Raw genomic sequence first — 19,522 nt, 5'->3', positions numbered from 1 at the left:
CCGCCGGTTCACTCGCCGCTATCGAAGCGCCATGTTAACTTTGATCGGCGTCAGGACGGAGAGCCTCATGGGACAGCTGGACCGCATTACCCAACAGCCCGAGGTGATGGGCGGGCGGGCCTGCATTCGCGGGATGAGGGTCACTGTCGGCATGATCGCCGGCCAGATCGGTGCCGGTCACAGCATCGACGAGGTCCTCGCCAATTATCCCTATCTGGATCGTGAGGATGTGATGCAGGCCCTGCACTATGCCGCGTGGCTGGAGAAGTCCAAGGAGGAATAAGTGGCCCAAGACGAAGTGGAAAATCTAGCTGATAAACTCAAAGAATATGCTGGAGAAGGTGACTTAGAATCGCTCTGTCTAATCTACAAATCAAAATTGGAAGGCCGTCCAGAGAAATTTCGCGTCGTCGGCCCCTTAATTCCAGGAATAATTCACAGCTACTATTTTGCAAATCTTCCAGGATTTGACTATGAAAAATTCAAGAAGTGGGCGGAGGTCAGGAATTCAGACTGGGCAAAGCTAATGAAAATAAATTTTGCGGATGAAGGCCGTTTGCGTGCGGCCATTGCGCATGTCAAACAAGCGGTAGCAGATTTTAACCCAGGCGAAGCGCGCACATAGTGACGCCCCTGAGCGCGGTGCGGGTTTGCGGTCGCGAACCTTACTCACCTTCGCCCGAAGCGCCGCCGGTTCAGGCCAGGAATGCGCCGCCTTGTCTGGCATTTCGCCGAGGCTTGCGGTAAGCACCCTCGCCATGCCCGATGTTGCAGCGCAAGACGAGCCGCTTGCCCTCTACCGCCGCCGGATCGCCGAGGGCGTGCTGCGGCCCGACCCGGCCCAGGCCGCCGCGGTCGAGAAGCTGCAACGGCTGCACCGGCAGCTCCGCAGCTACACCCCGCCCGAGCCCGAGAGCGGCAACGGCCTGCTGTCCCGCCTCGGCTTCGGCAAGAAGAAACCGGTGATCGACCCGCCGCGGGGTCTGTACTTCTGGGGCGGCGTCGGGCGCGGCAAGTCCATGCTGATGGACCTGTTCTTCGAGACCACGCCGGTGCCGCGGAAGCGCCGGGTGCATTTCAACGCCTTCATGCTCGAGGTGCATCAGCGCATCCATGAATGGCGCCAGTCGGGCGCCGCGGCCGAGGGCGACAGCGCGGACCCGATCCCGCCGCTGGCCCGCCGCATCGCCGACGAAGCCTGGCTGCTGTGCTTCGACGAGTTCCATGTCGTCGACATCGCCGATGCCATGATCCTGGGCCGGCTGTTCCAGGCGCTGTTCGGGCTCGGCGTGATCGTCGTCGCGACCTCGAACTGGCCGCCGGACGAGCTGTACAAGGACGGGCTGCAGCGCGACCGCTTCCTGCCCTTCATCGCCATGATCAAGAAGAAGCTGGAGGTGGTGCAGCTGGACGGCGGCCGGGACTATCGCCTCGACCGGCTGCGCGGCCGCCCGGTCTACCACTCGCCGCTGGGCGGCCTGGCACACAAGGCGCTGGCCGACCTGTTCGCCGATTTGACCGATGGCGCCGAGGGCGCGCCGGTCACCCTGCCCGTCCCCGGCAAACGCACGCTGGAGGTGCCGCGCGCCGCCCGGGGCGTGGCCTGGTGCGACTTCGACGCGCTGTGCGCCCGGCCGCTAGGCGCCGCCGACTACCTGACGCTCGCCGATGCCTTCCACACCGTGATCATCGAGGGCGTGCCGCGCTTCACCGAGGCCAAGCGCCACGAGATGAAGCGCTTCATCGTCTTGATCGACAGCCTGTACGAGGCCCGCCGCCGGGTGGTGATCGCGGCCGAGGTGCCGGTCACCCAGCTCTATGCCGGCGACAGCCAGGCGCTGGAATTCGCCCGGACCGAGAGCCGGCTGATGGAGATGCAGTCGGTCGACTACATCGAGGCGAAGAATGCGGCTTGACGACCGCCTGCCTCCCGCCCTGCCGCCGGATCTCAGGCCGGCTCGGCCGCCGGGAAATCGGTGCTGCGGGTCACCTCTTCCCAGCGATTCATCTCCTCGATCAGGGCATCGAGCTTGGTCTGGGCGCGCTGCAGGGCATCGCTTCCCAGCAGCAGGTGGAGCGGCGGGTTGTCCGAACGGACGGCCGCGAGGATGGCCTGCGCGGCCCGGTCGGGATCGCCGAGCTGCTTCCCGGCCATGGTGTCGAACGCGGCCGCGCTGCGCCCGACGCTCGCCGCATAGGCCGCGCCCTCCGCCTCGCTCTTGCGGATCGAATGCTTCGAGAGGAAGTCGGTCCGGAAGGCGCCCGGCGCCACCGCGGTCACCTTGATGCCAAGCGGCGCGACCTCCTGCGCCAGGCCCACCGTCAGCCCTTCCAGGGCATGTTTCGCCGCGCCGTAGAGGGAGGAGCCGGGACCGGGCGCCCGGCCCGCGATCGAGGTGATGTTGACGATGTGGCCCGAGCCCTGGGCCCGCAGGTGAGGCAGCGCCGCGCGGATGATGCGGAACGGCGAGAACACGTCGACATCGAACAGCCGGGCGACATCGGCATCGCTCGCCTTCTCGACGGCGCCGAGCAGGCCATAGCCCGCATTGTTGACGGTCACATCCACGCGGCCGGCCAGGGCGAAGGCCCGTTCGACGGCCGCCTCCGCCGCTGCGCCGTCGGCGAGGTCGAGGGTCAGGACGTGCAGCGTCCCCGCCCCGGCCGACAGGTCGGGCGCGCCGCTTCTGACGGTGCCGATGACGGTGTCGCCGTCCGCCAGCGCCGCCTTGGCCAGCGCCAGTCCGAGGCCGCGGGAAATGCCGGTGATGAACCAGGTCTTCATGGAAGGTCTCCTGTTGCGACCTTCGAAATAGGCCCGGCCACCGGCCTTCAGAATGCACGGCATCCTGACAGCGCTTGTAAGCTGGACTTAAAAGCGGTTCATTGGGCCATGGATTCCCTGTTGTCGGGCAGCGACTACAACCAGCTGCGGGCCTTCGTCGCCGTCGGCGATCTGCTGAGCTTCAGCCGGGCGGCGGAGATGCTCGGCGTCTCGCCCTCGGCCCTGAGCCAGATGGTGCGCGGCTTCGAGGAGCGCGTCGGGGTGCGGCTGCTCAACCGGACCACGCGCAGCGTGGCGCTGACCGATGCCGGCGAAAACCTGCTGCGCCGGGTGCGGCCGGTGGTGTCGGAGCTGAGCCAGGCGATCGGCCAGGTGCGGCGCTATCGCGAGCGCCCGGCCGGCACGGTGCGCATCCACGCCTTCCGCTCGGCCGCGGAGGCCTTCATCCAGCCGATCCTGGCCGCCTTCGCCCGATCCTATCCGGACGTCGTGCTCGACATCACCCTCGGCGACGAGGTGATCGACATCGTCGCCGGCGGCTTCGATGCCGCGATCCGCATCGGCGAGGTGATCGAGCGGGACATGGTCGCGGTCCGCCTGGGCCCGGCGATGCGCCAGATCGCGGTGGCGTCCCCCGCCTATCTGGCCGCCCAGGGCCGGCCGGAGCATCCGCGCGACCTGGTGCATCATCGCTGCATCCGCTGGCGCTGGCCGGGACGTGCCACGCCCTATGCCTGGGAGTTCTTCGAGGATGGCGGCTGGTTTTCGGTCGCGGTCGACGGCCCCTTGATCGTCAACGACAAGGAGATGGCGCGGCGCGCGGCCCTGCAGGGCATCGGCATCGCCTTCCCGGTCGAGCAGACCGTGGCCGGCGACATTGCCGCGGGCCGGCTGATGCCGATGCTGGAACGCTGGTCCGCGACGTTCCCCGGACTGTTCCTGTGCTATCCGCAGCAGCGCCAGATGGCACCCGCCCTCCGCGCGTTCATCGATGCGGTGAAAGCCGCAGATGCCGGAACAGCCCTGTCAGCGAGCGCGCCGGAGCCCTGATCGTTGCGAAATGCAGGCTGCAACAGGCAACGGGTCTCGCCTGCTAGTAAATATACAAAATCAGAGAGGTGAATAAATCGACTCCGGGTCAGCTCCAAACAGACGGCCATAGAATTGGATAGCGTACCTATCAGTCATTCCAGCGATAAAATCACAAACCACTCTTTTCTTTTCATTCCGATCTTTGATCCCTATATACAGATCCCGGAAATCATCCGGCATGAGCAAATTTCTTTTTTTCCTCTGTAAGCGTATCGAAGATTTTCTTAACTATATCCTTACCTCTATGCTCAGATACCTTGAGCATTGGAGACATAATTAGTGATTGATATACATAATTTTTAAGAACCTCAACTCTCTTGAATGTTTCTACTTCTAGATATACCTTTGTCAGCGCGAGGTTTTCCGAATTTACGTCGACGACGATGCTTCTGATGAACGACCCTACGAGATCCGACGTAAATCTTGATCTGTGATAGCCTATACTGGCTATTCTTGTTGATATCTGTTGAATCTGACTTGCGCTTTCCAAATATTCAGCAGGTTCGTGATTCTCTGAAATATGGTCCATATCACCGGCCATTTTTTCGAATATTTTTAAAAGCGTTTTTTTTCGTCACCAGCTTCAAATTTTTGTTCACTTGCGGGAATCGATGGGTATTTCGTTTTCAGACGTTTTGTAATAGTCTCAGCGACCGATATCGCGAGAGGATCCGGGCACGAAAGCATTGAAAGAGGGGTAAGAAATTTCGCCTTAAAGGCGTCTTCCAAATCGTAAGTCGAATATGCGATGTCATCAGCGACATCCATAATCGAACATTCGATCGTTTTAAACTCCTGTCCTTTGAGAGCGCCGACGTTCTTTTTAATATTTGCAACTATATCTGATTCTGTGTAATAATATCCTTTTACTGGACCGTTATCATCCTTTCTTCTCTCGCTATCTCTCGGAATCTCCTGATCATACTTAAGTACCGATGCCAACGTTCTATATGTTAAGTTCAGTCCAGCCCTATTATCCAGCTCATCTTTAACAGAAACAGAGTCAAGGCCAACGCCTTTAGTTTGACGTTTTTCTAGCTTGGACAGGATTCTTAAAGTTTGTGCATTCCCTTCGAAGCCGCCATACTTCTTCATGCACTCATCGAGAGCATACTCGCCATTGTGACCAAATGGAGGATGCCCCAAATCGTGCGCAAGCGCCGCTGTCTCGACTAAGTCAAGATCGATTGCGTTGCTACCGGAAAACTTCGGCTCGGTAGCGTTAATCCGGATGGCGATAGACTTCGCGATCTGGGCCACCTCCAGGGAATGAGTGAGCCGATTGCGAAAAAAATCGCTCTCATCACTCGGAAAGAGTTGAGTCTTGCCTTGAAGGCGCCTGAACGCTGCGCAATGTGGAAGCCTCGCGTAATCACGACGCCACGCGCTGCGATATGGCTCTTCGGCATCCGCCGCAAGATTTATGTTGACGACCCGTTTCTGATCGGGCGCCTTATACAATTTAGTCAAATAGCAACCTCAGACGTTACCTTTTGTTTCCAGAATGTGCCTTTGGCTGGCTTGGCCGCTTGGCCAAACCTGCTTCCTTCAAAACGAGGCTTAGACCGGCTTTCAGCGCTTTCTGATCACGACGAACCTCGTTCGCTGCCGCACGAAATGCCGGCGTATCGAACGCTGCGAGAGTCTTGCTTGCCATGTCAATGCTCCGCCGAATGTTGCGGCACGACGCGATGCGCTGGTTCACGCCGAATCATGTAAGACTGATCATACGCATTCAAACGCCAAAATTCACGTTACAACATGTTTGCCACTTTGATGCGCCGACGTGCGACGTAACGTCCTTACCAATCTCGACGCACACTGTGTGCGACCAATTCGGCAAGATGATGACCACAACTGCGTGCCTGTGCGCCATCAAAAAATTCTGCTGAGCAGGATGTCGATCCTGCTTTGCACGCTACCGGTTGCCGGTCGAACCCACCACGGCGCCATCGGCGACGAAGACATGGTTCATCCTGTCGAGATCGGCCGTAATGCCTGGATCGGTCGTGTTCCCTGCGAAGATCGATATCACCGGATCAAGATCAGTCAAGGTCATGTCATCCTCTCGCGCCCGGAGTTCGATCGCGGCATGCCATCACGGATCGCGGCGCGTCGTGTGAACGGATGACGGTGCGTCAGGCCGGAGAGGAGAATGCAGGCCCGGCTACGCCTTCAGCACCACCAGGCGCTCGAAGGCGGCCAGGGTCTCGGCGCTGACATGGTGCTCGATGCCCTCGGCGTCGATCTCCGCCGCCTCGTCGCTGACCCCGATCGACTTCAGGAACTCGACCACGATGCGGTGGCGCCGGCGGCAGGCAGCGGCCATCTCGCGCCCGGCATCGGTCAGGAAGATCGAGCGGTAGGGCCGGGCGCTGACCAGCCCCTCGCGCTGCAGCCGGGCGATGGTCTTGTTCACCGTGGCATGGGCCACGCCGAACCGCTCCGCCAGCTCGACGATCCGCGCCTCGCCCTGGCTGTCGATCAGCTCGGCGATCATCTCGACATAGTCCTCCGCCGTCTCGGTCTGCCGGGCCTGGCGCACCCGGCTGAACCCCGCGGCCTGGAGCTCGGTGTCGATGGGGCGGTCCTGTTCCGTCATCTCGTCTGTCCTCGGAGCCGAATGCCTTCCGGCTCCATTGCTGAATCGGGGCCGCGGTGCTTGCGGTCGTGGTGTGCGGTCCCTGGGGCCGGCGCGGTTGCGGCGCATCATACCGGCAGATCGGAAAATGACAAGGTGATGACGCTTGCCAAGAATTTAGCCATGGCTACATTATACAGGAGAAGGGGAAATCGATCGAACACCGATCCGGCCGCTGCGCGGCAGCGGAGATGAGCGAGCGTGCATGATGAGAAGCGACATCGCTGCCCAGGACATCGCCCAGCAGGGCAGCCCCACCGGCTCCGGCTGGCGCACTGAGCCCGCGGCCCCGAGCCTGCCCGAGGTGCACCGCACCATCGCGGTGCCGGTCGGCGTCGGCTGGCTGCGCAAACTGTTCGCCTTCGTCGGCCCCGGCTACCTCGTCGCCGTCGGCTACATGGACCCGGGCAACTGGGCGACCGACCTGGCCGGCGGCTCGGCCTTCGGCTACACGCTGCTCTCGGTCATCCTGCTGTCGAACATGATGGCGATCGTGCTGCAGGCGCTGTCCGCCAAGCTGGGCATCGTCACCGGGCGCGACCTGGCCCAGGCCTGCCGCGATCATTATTCGAAGCCGGTCGCCGTGGCCCTGTGGCTGCTGTGCGAGATCGCCATCATCGCCTGCGACCTGGCCGAGGTGATCGGCACCGCGATCGCGCTGCAGTTGCTGTTCGGCATCCCGCTCTTGTGGGGCGTGGTGCTGACCGCGCTCGACGTCATGGTGGTGCTGTACCTGCAGAACCGCGGCTTCCGGCATCTCGAGGCGTTCATCATCGGCCTCATGCTGATCATCGGCGGCTGCTTCCTGGTCGAGCTGATCCTGGCCCAGCCGGCGATCGCCGAGATCGCCCGCGGCTTCATCCCCTCGCCCGAGATCGTGACCAACCCGGAGATGCTGTACATCGCCATCGGCATCATCGGTGCGACGGTGATGCCGCATAACCTGTACCTGCACTCCTCGATCGTGCAGACCCGGGCCTTCGACCGGACCGAGCCCGGCAAGCGCGAGGCGATCCGCTACGCCACCATCGATTCGACCGTGGCGCTGATGGTCGCGCTGTTCATCAACGCCGCGATCCTGATCCTGGCCGCCGCCACCTTCCACACCGCCGGCCGGACCGACGTGGCCGAGATCCAGGACGCCTACCAGCTGCTGGCGCCGATGCTGGGCGTCGGCATCGCCAGCACCCTGTTCGCGGTGGCGCTGCTGGCCTCCGGCCAGAACTCGACCCTCACGGCGACCCTGGCCGGGCAGATCGTGATGGAGGGCTTCCTCTCGATCCGGCTGAGGCCCTGGCTGCGGCGGCTGATCACCCGCGGCATCGCCATCGTGCCGACGGTGATCGTCACCGCCCTCTACGGCGAGAGCGGTACCGCCCAGCTGCTGGTGCTGAGCCAGGTGATCCTGAGCCTGCAACTGCCCTTCGCCGTGGTGCCGCTGGTCGCCTTCACCAGCGACCGCGCCAAGATGGGCCGCTTCGCCAACCCGGCCTGGCTGAAATGGACCGCCTGGCTGGTCTCGGCGGTGATCATCGTGCTGAACGTCAAGCTGCTGTTCGACTGGGTCACCGGGGTGTAGCCGGCGGGAACAGCCGCGCCAGGGCCTGGTCGAGCCCGTCCGGCAAGGTCAGGCCGAACACTCCCGCCAGCACCGATTTCACCTCGGCGGCGTCCGCAAGGGTCCGCCGCTCGGTGCCGCCGTCCAGCCGGTGCACGGCGTAGTCCGCATTGCGCAGGGCGTGGCGGCTGCCGGGCTGCGGTCGGGCGGCGATCAGGCCGGTGACGAAATGCGAGGCGGGGTGGGTGGCGAGGTACCAGTTGGCCGCCTCGTAATCGACCGGCCACTGCTCCTGCAGGTCGAAGCGGTACAGCGACCGCCACTCCTCCCCCGTCTTCGCCTGCAGCTTGAGGCCGCGGTCGACCGGCAGCAGCCGAAACGGCTCGTGCGGGGTCGGCTGCTCGATGCCGGGCTCGAGGCGCAGCACGCCGGTCAGGGTCTGGCCGCCGAAGCCGACATCGACGATCCGCGGCCCGTCGTCGAGATCGACCCGCAGCAGCATGTGGCTGCGGGCGCCGACATGGTCCTCCGGCTGGCCCCACAGCACCCGGGCGGTGTGGGCGGTGACGCGGAAGCCGATCGCCAGCAGCGCCTGGCGCAGCAGCAGGTTCTGCTCGAAGCAGTAGCCGCCGCGGCCGCCCTGCACCAGCTTGCGCTGCAGCGAAGCGGGATCGAGCAGCGGCGGCCGCCCCAGGACCGGGTCGAGATTCTCGAACGGAATGGTGCAGGCGTGGCGGAAGACCAGCGCCTGCAGTGTCGCCAGATCCGGCGCCACCGACCCCTCATGGCCGATTCGGCGCAGATAGGCGTCGAGATCGAAGCTGTCGGTCATGGCGGCTCCCCCCGCAGCCTGCGGGAGAAGCCTAACCCGAAGTGGTCAGATCACGAAGTCGATGCCGGGCGGAACCGGGATCGAGTGATCCATGGTCAAAGCGGGCAGCGGCTCCGAACACGAGCCGACGATGCGGGCGGGGACGCCCACCGCGGTCCGGTGCGGCGGGACGGCGGTCAGCACCACGCTGCCGGCGCCGATCTTGGCGCCCTCGCCGATCTCGATGTTGCCGAGGATCTTGGCGCCGGCGCCGATCAGCACGCCGTCGCGCACCTTGGGATGGCGGTCGCCGCTTTCCTTGCCGGTGCCGCCGAGGGTGACGCCGTGCAGGATCGAGACGTCGTTGCCGACCACCGCGGTCTCGCCGATGACGACGCCGGTGCCGTGGTCGATCAGCAGCCCCCAGCCGATCCGGGCGGCGGGATGGATGTCGACCGCAAGGCTCTCCGACACCCGGCTCTGCAGGAAGCTGGCGAGGGCATGGCGCCCCTGGCCGAGCAGCCAGTGGCCGACCCGGTACCATTGCAGCGCGTGGAAGCCCTTGAAGAACAGGAACGGCGTCAGGTGGTTGCGCGCCGCCGGGTCGCGGTCCTTGATCGCATCGAGGTCCAGCACGGCATGGGCGGCGATCGCCGGATCGGCACGCATCGCCTCGGTCGCCAGCGCCAGCAGCCGGTCATGGCAGGCGGTGTCGCATTCCAGCTTGGTGGCCAGCAGGCGGGCGAGCGCGTCGCTGAAATCGGCGGCGCCGAGCACGATGCGTTCGACGACCGGCGCCAGGATCGGCTCCTGCCGCGCCAGGACGGTGGCGGAGTCGCGCATCAACGCGAAGACCTCGGCGTTCCGGTCGAACACGATCGGGCCGGCAGCGTCGGCCTTCCGCGCCAGGGCGGTGTCGGGCATGACCTCTTCCCCTTTGCCGGGCCGGGCGGCGGGGAGCTGCGCCCGGCAACAATGACCATTGAAATCAGATAGGACTTCCCCGGCCGCTTGTCATCAGCGGAGATAAATTCTTTATTATATACAAGAAATTTGCGATTATATTTTTATTTTAACAATAATAATCCGTCGTCACAAGGCGTTTCGAGGCTCGCAATGACGGGTTGGGATTTCGTAGGGTCGGCCTGAACGCTGATCTCGGAGAGCCGCCAAATGCCCGTCGCCGTTTTCGCTTCGGCCACCGACGACCCCGCCCAGTGGCTGCCGGCGCTGCGCGCGGCGATGCCGGCGCTGGAGGTCCGGGTCTGGCCCGAGATCGGCGACCCGGCCGAGATCGACTACGCCATCGTCTGGAAGCCGCCGGCCGGGATGCTGGCGGGGCTGCCCAACCTCAAGGTGATCTACTCGCTCGGCGCCGGCATCGACGCCATGCTGCGCGACCCGACCCTGCCGGCCGATGTGCCGCTGGTCCGGATGATCGATCTCAGCCTGACCGAGGGCATGGTCGAGTTCGTGGCCGAGCAGGTGCTGGCGATCCACCGCCAGGCCCGGACCTACCGCACCCAGCAGGCGGCGGGGGTGTGGGAGCAGCACGACCAGAGGCTGGCCCGCGACGTCACAATCGGCATCCTCGGCCTCGGCACGTTGGGCGGGGCCACGGCGCGGGCGCTGCAGGCGCTGAACTTCCGGGTGGCGGGCTGGAGCCGCACGCCGAAGGCGGTCGAGGGAGTCGAGGGCTTCGCCGGCGCGGCCCGGCTCGACGCCTTCCTGGCGCAGTCCGAGATCCTGGTCTGCCTGCTGCCGCTGACGGCGGAGACCGAGGACATCCTCGACCGCCGGCTGTTCGCCGCCCTGCCACGCGGCGCCTGGGTGATCAATGCCGGGCGCGGCCATCACCTGGTCGATGCCGACCTGATCGCGGCGCTCGATTCCGGCCATCTCGCCGGCGCGGTGCTGGACGTGTTCCGGACCGAGCCACTGCCGCCGGACCACCCGTTCTGGACCCATCCGAAGGTGGTGCTGACGCCACATGTCGCCGCCAACAACAACGCAAAGTATGCGACGCTGCGCCTGGCCGAGCAGATCGCCCGCTTCGAGCGGGGCGAGCCGATGCAGGATGTGGTCGACCGATCACGGGGGTATTAGGGTGCTGGAGAAGGTCTGAGATATAGCCAAAAGAGTATCGACATGGTATATACCTTGTTGATACTCGGGAGATCTCGATGTCGAAAGAGGCGATGTTCACACTCAAGCTGGAGCCGGAACTGCGCGAGCAGTTCATGGCCGAGGCTGCTGCTACAGATCGGCCCGCGTCCCAGATCGTGCGCGAATTCATGCGCGACTTCGTCCGGCAGCAACGCGCGGCGCGAGAGCATGACGCCTGGTTCCGTGCCGAGGTTGAGCGGGGCATGCGCGAAGCCGATGATCCCGGCGTGAAGCGCATCCCGCATGAGGAGATCTCCGCCGAATGGCGCCAGCAACGGGCCGAACTGGTAAAGCGAGCCGGTGAGCGGACCGAGTGAAGATCGAATGGTTGCCCACGGCGAAGGAGGACCGGGGTAGCCAGTTGACCTATGTCGCCGAGAGAAATCCTCGGGCGGCGGTCGACATGGGCGACGCCATCGAGGCGTCCGTACAACGTCTGGCTGAACACCCGCACATCGGCCGACCTGGCCGGGGCAGAGGCACACGCGAACTGGTGGTCGTCGGCACACCCTATGTGATCGCCTACCGCGTCGAGGCGGCCACCGTGGTGATTCTGCGGCTGCTGCACGGGGCTCAGAGGTGGCCACGCCAATTCTGAAACCGGGACGAGCCTAAGGCCGCCCGAACCGCCGCACCGCGACGATGCCCTTGCCCTCGTCCGCCGCGGCGCGGGCCGCGACCTCATGCAGCGGGTCGAGCGAGACAGAGGCGGCCCGGACATTGGCGTGGATCAGGGTCTCGCCGTCGACCATCAGCCCGACATGGCCGGGGAAATAGACCAGGTCGCCACGCCGCAAGCCGACGCTGTTATCGGTCCCCACCAGCGTCGCGGCGGTCTGCGCCTGGCGGTAGGTGTCGCGCTCGATGGCATGGCCGGCGGCGGCACAGGCGAGCTGGGCCAGGCCGGAGCAGTCGATGCCGAGGCTGGAGCGGCCGCCCCAGAGATAGGGCACGCCGAGAAAGCGCTGCGCCGTCGCCACCGCATCGGGCTCGACCGCGTCGAGCGGCCCCAGCGCCACCTCCGGCAGCCAGCCGCCGGGCTCTCCCGCCTCGCGGATCCGGGCGTAGCCCTTCTCGACCTCGACCACCTCGACCGGGCTGCGGAAGCTCAGCGCGCGGATCGGCGGGCGCTTGAAGTCCGGCGCCGGATAGAGGAAGGCGCGGAACGCCCGCACCCGGTGGGTCGGCACGGCGATCCGGTCGGACAGGCCCGCCGCCTCGACATAGCCGACATAGCCGTCCGCCGTGAGCTGGCCCCAGGCCCAGCCGTCCCTGACCTCATAGACCGTGATGGTCTCGCCATGCAGCATCTCGGTCGCCTGGCCGCGCGACGCGTCGGGTGCCGAGCGCATCGGCACGATGCCGCGGATGGCCTGGTGCAGCGTGCCGGCGGCGTAACGCTCCGCCGCATGGACGCCGCGCAGGCTTTCGGCCGCGAGGTCCGGCCGCCAGGGCACCAGGTTGCGGTCCGGGTCGGTCACGCCGCGGCCCCGATCATGCTGGCCGCCTGGCGCACGAGGTCGGCAAAGCCGTCGAGATAGGCCTGGCCGGCCTCGGTCCGCTCGATCAGCACGTTGCGCCGATCGGCCGCGTCGACCGTGCGGCGGGTCAGGCCGAGCTCGCCGAGCCGGTCGAGCGCGCGGGTCACCGCCGGCTTGGAGATGTGCAGGGTCGAGGACAGGCCGCGCACGGTGTGCGGCGCCGGGGTCAGGTAGATGGTGAGCAGGAGCGCGATCTGCCGCGACGACAGGTCCGGCGCCTCGCGCCGGACCGCAGCGGTCAGGGCATGGCGCCACAGCTCCAGCGCCTGAAGCGAGGTCAGGGCGACGGTCATGCCGCACTCGTCCTCGGCGACGGCGATACGGTCGATCGAATCAGCGCCGGCCTCCAAACCGCTCCTCCAGCAGGGCGTAGACGGCCCGCATCGTCATCGCCTCGCCGCCCTTCGGCCGGCCCGGACGGTCGGCGCCGTTCCAGGCATAGAGGTCGATATGCACCCAGGGCACGCCCGGGGCCACGAAACGCTCGAGGAACAGGGCCGCGGTGATGGCCCCGCCGAAGCGCGTGTCGGGTGCGTTGTTGATGTCGGCGATGCCGGATTTCAGCAGCCGGTTGTAGGGCTGCCACAGCGGCAGGCGCCACAGCGGGTCCTCCGCCCGGCGCGACGCCGCGGCCAGCGCATCGGCGGTGGCGTCGTCGTTCGAGAACATCGCCGGCACGTCGGTGCCCAGCGCGACCCGGGCGGCGCCGGTCAGGGTGGCGAAGTCGACGATGATCTCGGGCTTCTCCGACGACGCCTCCTCCAGCGCATCGCACAGCACCAGCCGCCCCTCGGCGTCGGTGTTGCCGATCTCGACCGTCAGCCCCTTGCGGCTGCGGTAGACGTCCATCGGCCGGAAGGCGTCGCCGGACACCGCGTTCTCGACCGCCGGCACCAGCACGCGCAGCCGCACCGGCAACTGCGCCATCATCACCATGCGGGCGACGCCGAGAGCATGGGCGGCGCCGCCCATGTCCTTCTTCATCAGCAGCATGCCGCCGGCATCCTTGAGGTCGAGGCCGCCCGAATCGAAGACGACGCCCTTGCCGACCAGGGTCACCTTCGGCGCCGACGGGTCGCCCCATTCGATGTCGATCAGCCGTGGCGCCCGGCTGGAAGCGCGGCCGACGGCGTGGATCATCGGATAGTTGCGGGTCAGCAGCTCGTCGCCGGTGATGACGCTGAAGCGGGCGCCGAACTCCTTGGCCAGCGCCTCGGCCGCCGCGGCCAGCTCGGCCGGGCCGAGGTCGTTGGCCGGGGTGTTGACCAGGTCGCGCACCAGCGTGGTGGCGCTGGCCGCGCGCTCGACCGCGGCGCGGTCGGCGGCCTGCGGCCAGACCAGCTTCGCCGAGACCCGGTCCGGCCCCTTGTAGCGGCCGTAATGGTAGCCGCCGAGCGCCCAGCCGAAGGCGGCAGCCGTGGCGGTCGCCGGCTCGACCGAATCATCCAGCGCGTAGCTGCCCGCGGGCAGTCCGGTCGGCAGCCCGGCGAAGGCCCAGGGGTCGGAGGCGGAGTCGATCCCGACCAGGATCGCGTCGACCCGGCCGCCTTCGCCCGGCAGCGCCAGGGTGCGGCCCGACTCCGCGGCGAAGCCGTTGGCCTCGGCCCAGGCCCGCCGGGCCGGCGTGGCGGCGGATCGCCAGCTGTCCAGCGCAGCCTTGCTGAGCGGGATCAGAGAGACGGTCTCTCCCTCGGCGGCATCGACCAGATTCGGCAGCACGGCGCAGGCCTTCTTGCGTTCGGGAACTCGGGGCGGCACACCATGCTCCAGCCCGTTTGCCTTGCCAACCCCTCAGCCGGACCGAACCGCCATGCGCCTCGTCATCGGCAACAAGCGCTACTCCTCCTGGTCGCTGCGGCCCTGGCTGGCCCTGGCGCATCACGGCCTCCCGTTCGAGGAAATCCTGATCCCGCTCTATCGCGACGGGTCGAAGGAAGCGATCCTGCGCCATTCGCCGAGCGGCAAGGTGCCGACCCTGATCGACGGCGGCACGACGGTCTGGGACAGCCTGGCGATCCTCGAATATCTGGCCGAGCGCTTTCCGGACCTCGCCCTGTGGCCGCGCGACGCGGCGCGCCGGGCGCTGGCGCGGTCGATCGCGGCGGAGATCCACAGCGGCTTCACCGCCCTGCGCAACGAGCTGCCGATGGACCTGGCACCGCCGACTCCCGGCCAGGCCCGCAGCGCTGCGGCCGAGGCCGACATCGCCCGCGTCACTGCGATCTGGCGGCAGTGCCGCGAGGCGGCCGGCGCCGAAGGCCCGTTCCTGTTCGGCGCCTTCGGCGCGGCCGACTGCATGTATGCCCCGGTCGTCATCCGCCTCGACCGCTACCGGGTGCCGCTCGACCCCGCCTGCCGGGCCTATGCCGACGCGGTCCTGGGCCTGCCGGCGATGCGGCGCTGGGTCGAGGCGGGGTTGGCCGAGCCCTGGGTGCTGACGTTCTAATCCCGGCCGATGTCGCCGACCTCGTACGGCGTGGTCTGGTAGATCTGGTTGATCCAGTTGCCGAACAGCAGATGGGCGTGGCTGCGCCACCGGTTCTGGGGCCGGCGATCGGGGTCGTTCCCCGGGAAGTAGTCGTGCGGCAGGGCGATCGCCTTGCCGGCGGCGACGTCGCGGAAATACTCGTCGCCGAGCGTGTCGGTGTCGTACTCGACATGGTTGAACATGTGCAGCGACCGGCGGCTGGCATCTTCCAGCAGGCACAACCCGGCCTCGTCCGACTCCATCAGCACCTTCATGCCGCTGCCGGCCGGGATGTCCTCGCGCCGGTTCTCGGTCCAGCGCGACACCGGGATGGTGAAATCGTCCGAGAAGCCGCGCAGATAGGGCGAGGCCGCCTCGATGATGCGGTGGCGGTACACGCCGAACTTCTTCTGGGGCAACGCGTATTTGGGGACGCCGTGGAAATGATGCACGGCCGCCTGGGCGCCCCAGCAGATGTTGAAGCAGCCATGGACGTTGGTCTGCGTCCAGTCGAAGACGCGGCGCAGCTCGTCCCAGTAGGTCACCTGCTCGAACGCCATCGTCTCGACCGGCGCGCCGGTGACGATGAAGCCGTCGAACTTCTCGGTCCGGATGTCCTCCCAGTCGCGGTAGAAGGACAGGATGTGGTCGCTGGGCGTGTTGCGCGGGACGTGGTTGGTCATCTTGACCAGCGTCAGCTCGACCTGCAGCGGCGAGGCGCCGAGCAGCCGGGCGAACTGGGTCTCGGTCTTGACCTTGTTCGGCATCAGGTTCAGCAGGCCGATCCGCATCGGCCGGATGTCCTGCCGCACCGCCTGCGCCTCGAGCATCACCATGACCCCTTCCGCTTCGAGGACGGACCGGGCGGGCAGGTCGTTCGGAATCTTGATCGGCATTTCGCTTCGGTTCTGTTCCGCGTGTCGTGGGCAGGACCGATTGTGGATGGACCCGTTTGGTTGTCGGTTCGACCACATCCCCCCTCGCGGGGGCGCCACCTTGCTCGGGAAGCAGGTTGGCGTCGGGCAATGCCCAACTCCTGATGTGCCGCCAGTTCTACGGGGTCCGCCGCGATATTTCAACTGGATGAATGCGGGATATCGTCCGGCCCGCCGGGCTTCGGCTCAGGGCGTCGCCCGGGTCGGCAGGCTGAGCATCGCATGCTCGGCATAGTAGCGGGCGGCGCCGGGATGCAGCGGCACGCCGAGGCCGCGCGTGGCGCCTTCGAGCGCGACCTCCTTGCCGCGCGCATGGCCGGCCGCCAGCAGGTCCAGGGTCGATTTCTGCCACAGGGCGCGGGTGATCTCGTAGACCGTGGCCTCCTCGATCCGCTCCGCCACCAGCCAGATCGCCCCGACCGACAGGGCCGGGACCTCCGCGGCGACGCCGTCATAGAGGCCGGCGGGGATCGGCTCCAGGGCGAAGAACGGCACCTTGGCGATCAGCGCCTCGGTCTCGGGCCCCGTGATCGGCAGCAGCCGGATCGGCCGCCGCCGCGCCAGGTCGGCGATCACCCCGAGCGGCGGCCCGCCGGTCATCACCATGGCGTCGAGGCCGCCTTCGGCCAGCAGGTCGGCCGAGGGCTCCGGCCGTTCATAGACCTCGGTCACATCCGTCTGCTTGAGGCCGTAGGCGGCCAGGATCAGACGGATGTCGTAGATCGTGCCGGAGCCTTCGGCGCCGACCGAGACGCGCTTGCCCTTGAGGTCGGCCACCGACTGGATCGGGCTATCCGCCGGCACCACGACATGGACGAATTCGGAGAACAGATGGGCGATGGCGCGCAGGCTGGTCACCGGCGGCTGGCCGGCGAAGGGCCCCTCGCCGGCATAGGCGGCGAAGGCGACGTCGGCCTGGGACAGGCCGGAATCGAACTCGCCGTCGCGGATCCGCCGGATGTTGTCGATCGAGCCGGCGCTGGCCTGGGCCACCGCGATCAGGCCGGCGACGCCGCAGCTGCCGCCGGCGCTGCCGCAGGGCGGCAGGCCCGGCGGGCCGGAGATGGCGCCGGCGATGATGCCGCCGATCGGGAAATAGGTGCCGCCGGTGGTGCCGGTGCCGATGCGGAAGAACAGCGGGTCCTGCGTCTGCGCCCACGCCGGCCGCACCCCGCCGAGCCCCGCCGCGGCCATCCCGGCGGCGGGAAGCACCGAGGTCAGCAGGCGGCGGCGGGTGAGCGGCATGGCGGTTCCCTTCAGGCGGCGTCGCGCATGGTCGGCGGCGTCTCGTCCGGCCCGCGCGGATCGAGTTCGGCGGCCACCGGCGTGGTGGTCGGCGCCACCGAGACGAAGCTGCCCTGCTCCTCGTTCGGCTTCGCCGCGCGCCGGGTCATGCGGTAGACGGTGAACAGTGCCAGCAGCGCCGCGACCGAGCCGGTCCAGACGAACAGTCCGTCCGGGCCCAGCAGCTGCATCACCTGCGACGCCACGATCGGCCCGAACACCGCGCCGCTGCCGTAGCACAGCAGCAGGCCGGCGGCGGCCGGCACCAGCTGCTCCGGCGTCATGAAGTCGTTGGCGTGGCTGAGGCTCAGCGGATAGATGGTGTAGGACAGCCCGCCGAAGGCCGCGAGCAGCACCAGCAGCAGCGTTATCGAGGTGCCGCCGAACAGTGCCAGCGCGGCGCTGATCAGGGCCAGCGCGATGGCGATGCCGAGGAACACCTGGCGCCGGTCGAAGCGGTCGGACAGCCGGCCGACCGGGTATTGCAGCAGGAAGCCGGCGAAGATCGCCGTCATCATGAAGCTGGCGATCCAGTTCGGCGCCGGGTCGATGGTGCGGGCATAGACCGGTCCCATGCCGGAGAAGGCGGCGCTGATCAGCCCGACCGAGAAGCAGCCGGCGACGCCGAGCGGCGAGATCGCGATCAGGGTGCGCAGGCCGAAGCGCTTGACCTTGATCACCGGCGGCGTCTCGACCGGGGTCAGCGACAGCGGCACCAGCGACAGCGACACCAGCATCGCCACCACCGAGAACAGGGCGAAGCCGGCCGGATCCATCACCGTCAGCCAGGGCTGCGACAGGCCGAAGGCGGTGTAGTTCACCGCCATGTAGGAGGACATCACCCGGCCGCGCACGGCGTTCACGGCGCGGGCGTTCAGCCAGCTTTCGATGATGGTGAACAGCACCGCCATGCTGATGCCGGTGACCAGGCGCAGCGCCGCCCAGACGATCGGGTCGACCCAGAGGGCGTGGAACAGCGCCGCGGCGGAGGCGATGGCGGCGAAGGCGGCGAAGGTGCGGATATGGCCGACCAGCAGCACGATCCGCGGGCAGATCAGCGTGCCGAGGGCGAAACCGCCGGAATAGAAGGCCAGCACCAGCCCGATGGTGCCGACATCGAAGCCGTCGAGATCCATCCGCACCGCGATCAGCGTGCCGAACAGCCCGTTGCCCATGATCATGATCGCGGCGCTGAACAGCAGCGGCGCCACGGCCAGGAGGACCGAACCGAGCGAAGGTGTCGCAGAAGCGGGGGTGGTGGCAGCCATCACGTCCGTTCTAGGTCGGCCGAAAGGCCGGGGCCAGGGAAGATTCGTGACGATTTCAGGGCAAGCCGCCCGATGGTCCCGGCCCGCAGATAAGGTGGGTCGGACAGCCGGGCGGACCAGCCCCTCGCCGCCCCGGACGGTCGGCGGGACGGCTCCGGGTCAGCCGCCGCGCTTCGGCCGGTAGAACAAATGGTCGCCGATCGAGGCGGTGCGGCGGAAGCGGTTGGTCCAGGCCGGCATGCCGCGGCCAAGCGCCCGCATCGCCGCCGGGGCGAGGAAGTACTGGGCGCCTTCGGTCGGGTCATCGGCGAAATAGCCGTCCAGCATCTGCCAGACCACGAGGCGCGCGGTGCGCTGCAGGATCTCGTCCTGGGCGCTCAGCGGCTGCGGGAACTGCGGCATGGCGCCGGCGCGCACGGCCTTGGCGAAGGCGCGGAAGCGCGGGCGCGACAGCGGCTCGAACTGGCCCGGATCGGCCAGCACCTCACAGGGCGAATCGCCGAAATCGTCGTCCACGGCGATGCGGTTCATCACCACCCAGACCACGGCCGCCATGCCGCGCGTGCCCTGGTTGCCGGCCTCGGTGTAGGCGGTGAAGGCGAGGCAGCGCAGCGCGCGCTCCGCCTGGGCCGGCTCGGCCGGCAGGGCCACGCCGCCGATGCTCATCGGCGCCGAGCCGTACTGCCGCAGCAGCGGCGAGGGCTGGTCGAGCGCGCTGCCGCGGGCGGAGACGAAGATGGTGCAGGCCAGGTCGCCAGGGCCGCAGCCGGTCAGGCGGCGGCCGGCGCCGTCGGCCTCGGCGTCGCGCAGCCAAGGGGCGCCCGCCGGCTCGATCAGCGACACGGCGCGGGCCAGGGCGACATCGAGCCGCTCGGTCTCTTCCGGCTCGGGTCGGTCGACCCGCAGCAGCGAGGAGCGCGACCGGGCCCAGACCGGCGCCGCCCCGGGCGCGGCGGGCTGCACCACGGCAACGG

Annotated in this window: 23 protein-coding genes and 1 riboswitch; of the genes, 10 read left to right on the top strand and 13 right to left on the bottom strand. The window is 67.1% G+C overall.

Annotation, left to right across the window (positions count from 1 at the left end):
- The first annotated feature begins 67 nt into the window (after positions 1-67).
- The 3 genes from ACTOWL_RS13880 (at position 68) to zapE (ending at position 1,916) form a co-directional block, all read left to right on the top strand.
- Positions 68-283: a DUF433 domain-containing protein gene (locus ACTOWL_RS13880; RefSeq protein ID WP_441321826.1), complete on the top strand. Its 216-nt coding sequence runs from the start codon at positions 68-70 to the stop codon at positions 281-283.
- A complete protein-coding gene (locus tag ACTOWL_RS13875) occupies positions 284-625 on the top strand; it encodes a hypothetical protein (protein ID WP_441321825.1) in 342 nt (113 codons plus the stop codon).
- A 133-nt stretch (positions 626-758) separates the two neighbouring features.
- Positions 759-1,916 (top strand): cell division protein ZapE, encoded by a 1,158-nt coding sequence (gene zapE, locus ACTOWL_RS13870; RefSeq protein WP_441321824.1) that lies wholly within the window; start codon positions 759-761, stop codon positions 1,914-1,916.
- Positions 1,917-1,948: 32 nt separating this feature from the next.
- Here zapE and ACTOWL_RS13865 read toward each other — a convergent pair whose 3' ends face one another.
- Complete coding sequence (locus tag ACTOWL_RS13865) at positions 1,949-2,785, bottom strand: oxidoreductase (protein WP_441321823.1); 837 nt, start codon at positions 2,783-2,785, stop codon at positions 1,949-1,951.
- A gap of 108 nt (positions 2,786-2,893) precedes the next feature.
- Between ACTOWL_RS13865 and ACTOWL_RS13860 the strand changes: the two genes are divergently transcribed.
- Positions 2,894-3,835 (top strand): LysR family transcriptional regulator, encoded by a 942-nt coding sequence (locus ACTOWL_RS13860; RefSeq protein ID WP_441321822.1) that lies wholly within the window; start codon positions 2,894-2,896, stop codon positions 3,833-3,835.
- 60 nt (positions 3,836-3,895) lie between these two features.
- On the opposite strand, the gene ACTOWL_RS13855 is transcribed toward ACTOWL_RS13860, so the two are convergent.
- Both ACTOWL_RS13855 and dgt read right to left on the bottom strand, forming a co-directional pair.
- Positions 3,896-4,057: a hypothetical protein gene (locus ACTOWL_RS13855; protein WP_441321821.1), complete on the bottom strand. Its 162-nt coding sequence runs from the start codon at positions 4,055-4,057 to the stop codon at positions 3,896-3,898.
- Between the two features lie 375 nt (positions 4,058-4,432).
- Complete coding sequence (dgt, locus tag ACTOWL_RS13850) at positions 4,433-5,347, bottom strand: dGTP triphosphohydrolase (protein WP_441321820.1); 915 nt, start codon at positions 5,345-5,347, stop codon at positions 4,433-4,435.
- Between the two features lie 427 nt (positions 5,348-5,774).
- On the opposite strand from dgt, the gene ACTOWL_RS13845 reads away from it, so the two are divergent.
- Positions 5,775-6,008, top strand: coding sequence for a hypothetical protein (locus tag ACTOWL_RS13845; protein WP_441321819.1), 234 nt, complete (start codon positions 5,775-5,777; stop codon positions 6,006-6,008).
- Positions 6,009-6,044: 36 nt separating this feature from the next.
- Here ACTOWL_RS13845 and mntR read toward each other — a convergent pair whose 3' ends face one another.
- A complete protein-coding gene (gene mntR, locus ACTOWL_RS13840; protein ID WP_441321818.1) occupies positions 6,045-6,479 on the bottom strand; it encodes a manganese-binding transcriptional regulator MntR in 435 nt (144 codons plus the stop codon).
- A gap of 247 nt (positions 6,480-6,726) precedes the next feature.
- Between mntR and ACTOWL_RS13835 the strand changes: the two genes are divergently transcribed.
- Positions 6,727-8,097 (top strand): Nramp family divalent metal transporter, encoded by a 1,371-nt coding sequence (locus ACTOWL_RS13835; protein ID WP_441321817.1) that lies wholly within the window; start codon positions 6,727-6,729, stop codon positions 8,095-8,097.
- On the opposite strand, the gene ACTOWL_RS13830 is transcribed toward ACTOWL_RS13835, so the two are convergent.
- Both ACTOWL_RS13830 and cysE read right to left on the bottom strand, forming a co-directional pair.
- Positions 8,084-8,908: an arylamine N-acetyltransferase family protein gene (locus tag ACTOWL_RS13830; protein WP_441321816.1), complete on the bottom strand. Its 825-nt coding sequence runs from the start codon at positions 8,906-8,908 to the stop codon at positions 8,084-8,086. The genes ACTOWL_RS13835 and ACTOWL_RS13830 overlap by 14 nt on opposite strands.
- Before the next feature lie 45 nt (positions 8,909-8,953).
- Positions 8,954-9,811, bottom strand: a complete 858-nt coding sequence (cysE, locus tag ACTOWL_RS13825) for a serine O-acetyltransferase (protein ID WP_441321815.1) — start codon at positions 9,809-9,811, stop codon at positions 8,954-8,956.
- 249 nt (positions 9,812-10,060) lie between these two features.
- Here cysE and ACTOWL_RS13820 point away from each other — a divergent pair, with 249 nt between their 5' ends.
- The 3 genes from ACTOWL_RS13820 to ACTOWL_RS13810 all read left to right on the top strand — a co-directional run bounded on the left by ACTOWL_RS13820 (position 10,061) and on the right by ACTOWL_RS13810 (position 11,651).
- Positions 10,061-10,993: a 2-hydroxyacid dehydrogenase gene (locus tag ACTOWL_RS13820; RefSeq protein WP_441321814.1), complete on the top strand. Its 933-nt coding sequence runs from the start codon at positions 10,061-10,063 to the stop codon at positions 10,991-10,993.
- Between the two features lie 77 nt (positions 10,994-11,070).
- Complete coding sequence (locus ACTOWL_RS13815; RefSeq protein WP_441321813.1) at positions 11,071-11,370, top strand: hypothetical protein; 300 nt, start codon at positions 11,071-11,073, stop codon at positions 11,368-11,370.
- Positions 11,367-11,651 (top strand): type II toxin-antitoxin system RelE/ParE family toxin, encoded by a 285-nt coding sequence (locus ACTOWL_RS13810; protein WP_441321812.1) that lies wholly within the window; start codon positions 11,367-11,369, stop codon positions 11,649-11,651. Before ACTOWL_RS13815 ends, ACTOWL_RS13810 begins: the two co-directional genes overlap by 4 nt.
- A 13-nt stretch (positions 11,652-11,664) precedes the next feature.
- Here the strand turns inward: ACTOWL_RS13810 and ACTOWL_RS13805 are convergent, their stop codons facing one another.
- From ACTOWL_RS13805 to ACTOWL_RS13795, 3 genes are read right to left on the bottom strand one after another with little or no spacing between them, the layout of a single operon-like run.
- Complete coding sequence (locus tag ACTOWL_RS13805; protein WP_441321811.1) at positions 11,665-12,534, bottom strand: C40 family peptidase; 870 nt, start codon at positions 12,532-12,534, stop codon at positions 11,665-11,667.
- A complete protein-coding gene (locus tag ACTOWL_RS13800; RefSeq protein WP_441321810.1) occupies positions 12,531-12,944 on the bottom strand; it encodes a MarR family winged helix-turn-helix transcriptional regulator in 414 nt (137 codons plus the stop codon). Before ACTOWL_RS13800 ends, ACTOWL_RS13805 begins: the two co-directional genes overlap by 4 nt.
- The gene (locus ACTOWL_RS13795; protein WP_441321809.1) at positions 12,928-14,313 is read right to left on the bottom strand and encodes a leucyl aminopeptidase family protein; all 1,386 of its coding nucleotides are present in this window, start codon (positions 14,311-14,313) and stop codon (positions 12,928-12,930) included. Before ACTOWL_RS13795 ends, ACTOWL_RS13800 begins: the two co-directional genes overlap by 17 nt.
- Before the next feature lie 91 nt (positions 14,314-14,404).
- Between ACTOWL_RS13795 and ACTOWL_RS13790 the strand changes: the two genes are divergently transcribed.
- Positions 14,405-15,040, top strand: a complete 636-nt coding sequence (locus ACTOWL_RS13790; RefSeq protein ID WP_441321808.1) for a glutathione S-transferase family protein — start codon at positions 14,405-14,407, stop codon at positions 15,038-15,040.
- Here ACTOWL_RS13790 and metA read toward each other — a convergent pair.
- The 4 genes from metA to ACTOWL_RS13770 form a co-directional block, all read right to left on the bottom strand.
- Positions 15,037-15,957 (bottom strand): homoserine O-acetyltransferase MetA, encoded by a 921-nt coding sequence (gene metA, locus ACTOWL_RS13785; RefSeq protein WP_441321807.1) that lies wholly within the window; start codon positions 15,955-15,957, stop codon positions 15,037-15,039. The two genes, ACTOWL_RS13790 and metA, sit on opposite strands and share 4 nt — an antisense overlap.
- A gap of 46 nt (positions 15,958-16,003) precedes the next feature.
- Positions 16,004-16,109: riboswitch (SAM-I-IV-variant riboswitch) on the bottom strand.
- A 73-nt stretch (positions 16,110-16,182) separates the two neighbouring features.
- Positions 16,183-17,241 (bottom strand): TAXI family TRAP transporter solute-binding subunit, encoded by a 1,059-nt coding sequence (locus ACTOWL_RS13780; RefSeq protein ID WP_441321806.1) that lies wholly within the window; start codon positions 17,239-17,241, stop codon positions 16,183-16,185.
- Between the two features lie 11 nt (positions 17,242-17,252).
- A complete protein-coding gene (locus tag ACTOWL_RS13775) occupies positions 17,253-18,548 on the bottom strand; it encodes an MFS transporter (RefSeq protein WP_441321805.1) in 1,296 nt (431 codons plus the stop codon).
- Positions 18,549-18,707: 159 nt separating this feature from the next.
- A partial coding sequence (locus ACTOWL_RS13770; protein WP_441321804.1) for a cell wall hydrolase occupies positions 18,708-19,522 on the bottom strand: 815 nt, incomplete at its 5' end.

The sequence above is a fragment of the Inquilinus sp. CA228 genome, assembly GCF_052078665.1.
Lineage (GTDB): Bacteria > Pseudomonadota > Alphaproteobacteria > DSM-16000 > Inquilinaceae > Inquilinus.
The sequence above is the reverse complement of the archived record's forward strand: the minus strand, read 5'-3'. Positions and strand labels throughout refer to the sequence as shown.

What these genes read in the sequence shown, in the direction of transcription:
- ACTOWL_RS13830 (WP_441321816.1), bottom strand. Translation starts at nt 8,908, where the DNA reads ATGACCGACAGCTTCGATCTCGACGCCTATCTGCGCCGAATCGGCCAT.
- ACTOWL_RS13790 (WP_441321808.1), top strand. Translation starts at nt 14,405, where the DNA reads ATGCGCCTCGTCATCGGCAACAAGCGCTACTCCTCCTGGTCGCTGCGG.
- ACTOWL_RS13855 (WP_441321821.1), bottom strand. Translation starts at nt 4,057, where the DNA reads ATGCCGGATGATTTCCGGGATCTGTATATAGGGATCAAAGATCGGAAT.
- cysE (WP_441321815.1), bottom strand. Translation starts at nt 9,811, where the DNA reads ATGCCCGACACCGCCCTGGCGCGGAAGGCCGACGCTGCCGGCCCGATC.
- ACTOWL_RS13845 (WP_441321819.1), top strand. Translation starts at nt 5,775, where the DNA reads ATGTCGATCCTGCTTTGCACGCTACCGGTTGCCGGTCGAACCCACCAC.
- mntR (WP_441321818.1), bottom strand. Translation starts at nt 6,479, where the DNA reads ATGACGGAACAGGACCGCCCCATCGACACCGAGCTCCAGGCCGCGGGG.
- ACTOWL_RS13775 (WP_441321805.1), bottom strand. Translation starts at nt 18,548, where the DNA reads ATGGCTGCCACCACCCCCGCTTCTGCGACACCTTCGCTCGGTTCGGTC.
- metA (WP_441321807.1), bottom strand. Translation starts at nt 15,957, where the DNA reads ATGCCGATCAAGATTCCGAACGACCTGCCCGCCCGGTCCGTCCTCGAA.
- ACTOWL_RS13880 (WP_441321826.1), top strand. Translation starts at nt 68, where the DNA reads ATGGGACAGCTGGACCGCATTACCCAACAGCCCGAGGTGATGGGCGGG.
- ACTOWL_RS13865 (WP_441321823.1), bottom strand. Translation starts at nt 2,785, where the DNA reads ATGAAGACCTGGTTCATCACCGGCATTTCCCGCGGCCTCGGACTGGCG.
- ACTOWL_RS13860 (WP_441321822.1), top strand. Translation starts at nt 2,894, where the DNA reads ATGGATTCCCTGTTGTCGGGCAGCGACTACAACCAGCTGCGGGCCTTC.
- ACTOWL_RS13835 (WP_441321817.1), top strand. Translation starts at nt 6,727, where the DNA reads ATGAGAAGCGACATCGCTGCCCAGGACATCGCCCAGCAGGGCAGCCCC.
- ACTOWL_RS13815 (WP_441321813.1), top strand. Translation starts at nt 11,071, where the DNA reads ATGTCGAAAGAGGCGATGTTCACACTCAAGCTGGAGCCGGAACTGCGC.
- ACTOWL_RS13820 (WP_441321814.1), top strand. Translation starts at nt 10,061, where the DNA reads ATGCCCGTCGCCGTTTTCGCTTCGGCCACCGACGACCCCGCCCAGTGG.
- ACTOWL_RS13780 (WP_441321806.1), bottom strand. Translation starts at nt 17,241, where the DNA reads ATGCCGCTCACCCGCCGCCGCCTGCTGACCTCGGTGCTTCCCGCCGCC.
- zapE (WP_441321824.1), top strand. Translation starts at nt 759, where the DNA reads ATGCCCGATGTTGCAGCGCAAGACGAGCCGCTTGCCCTCTACCGCCGC.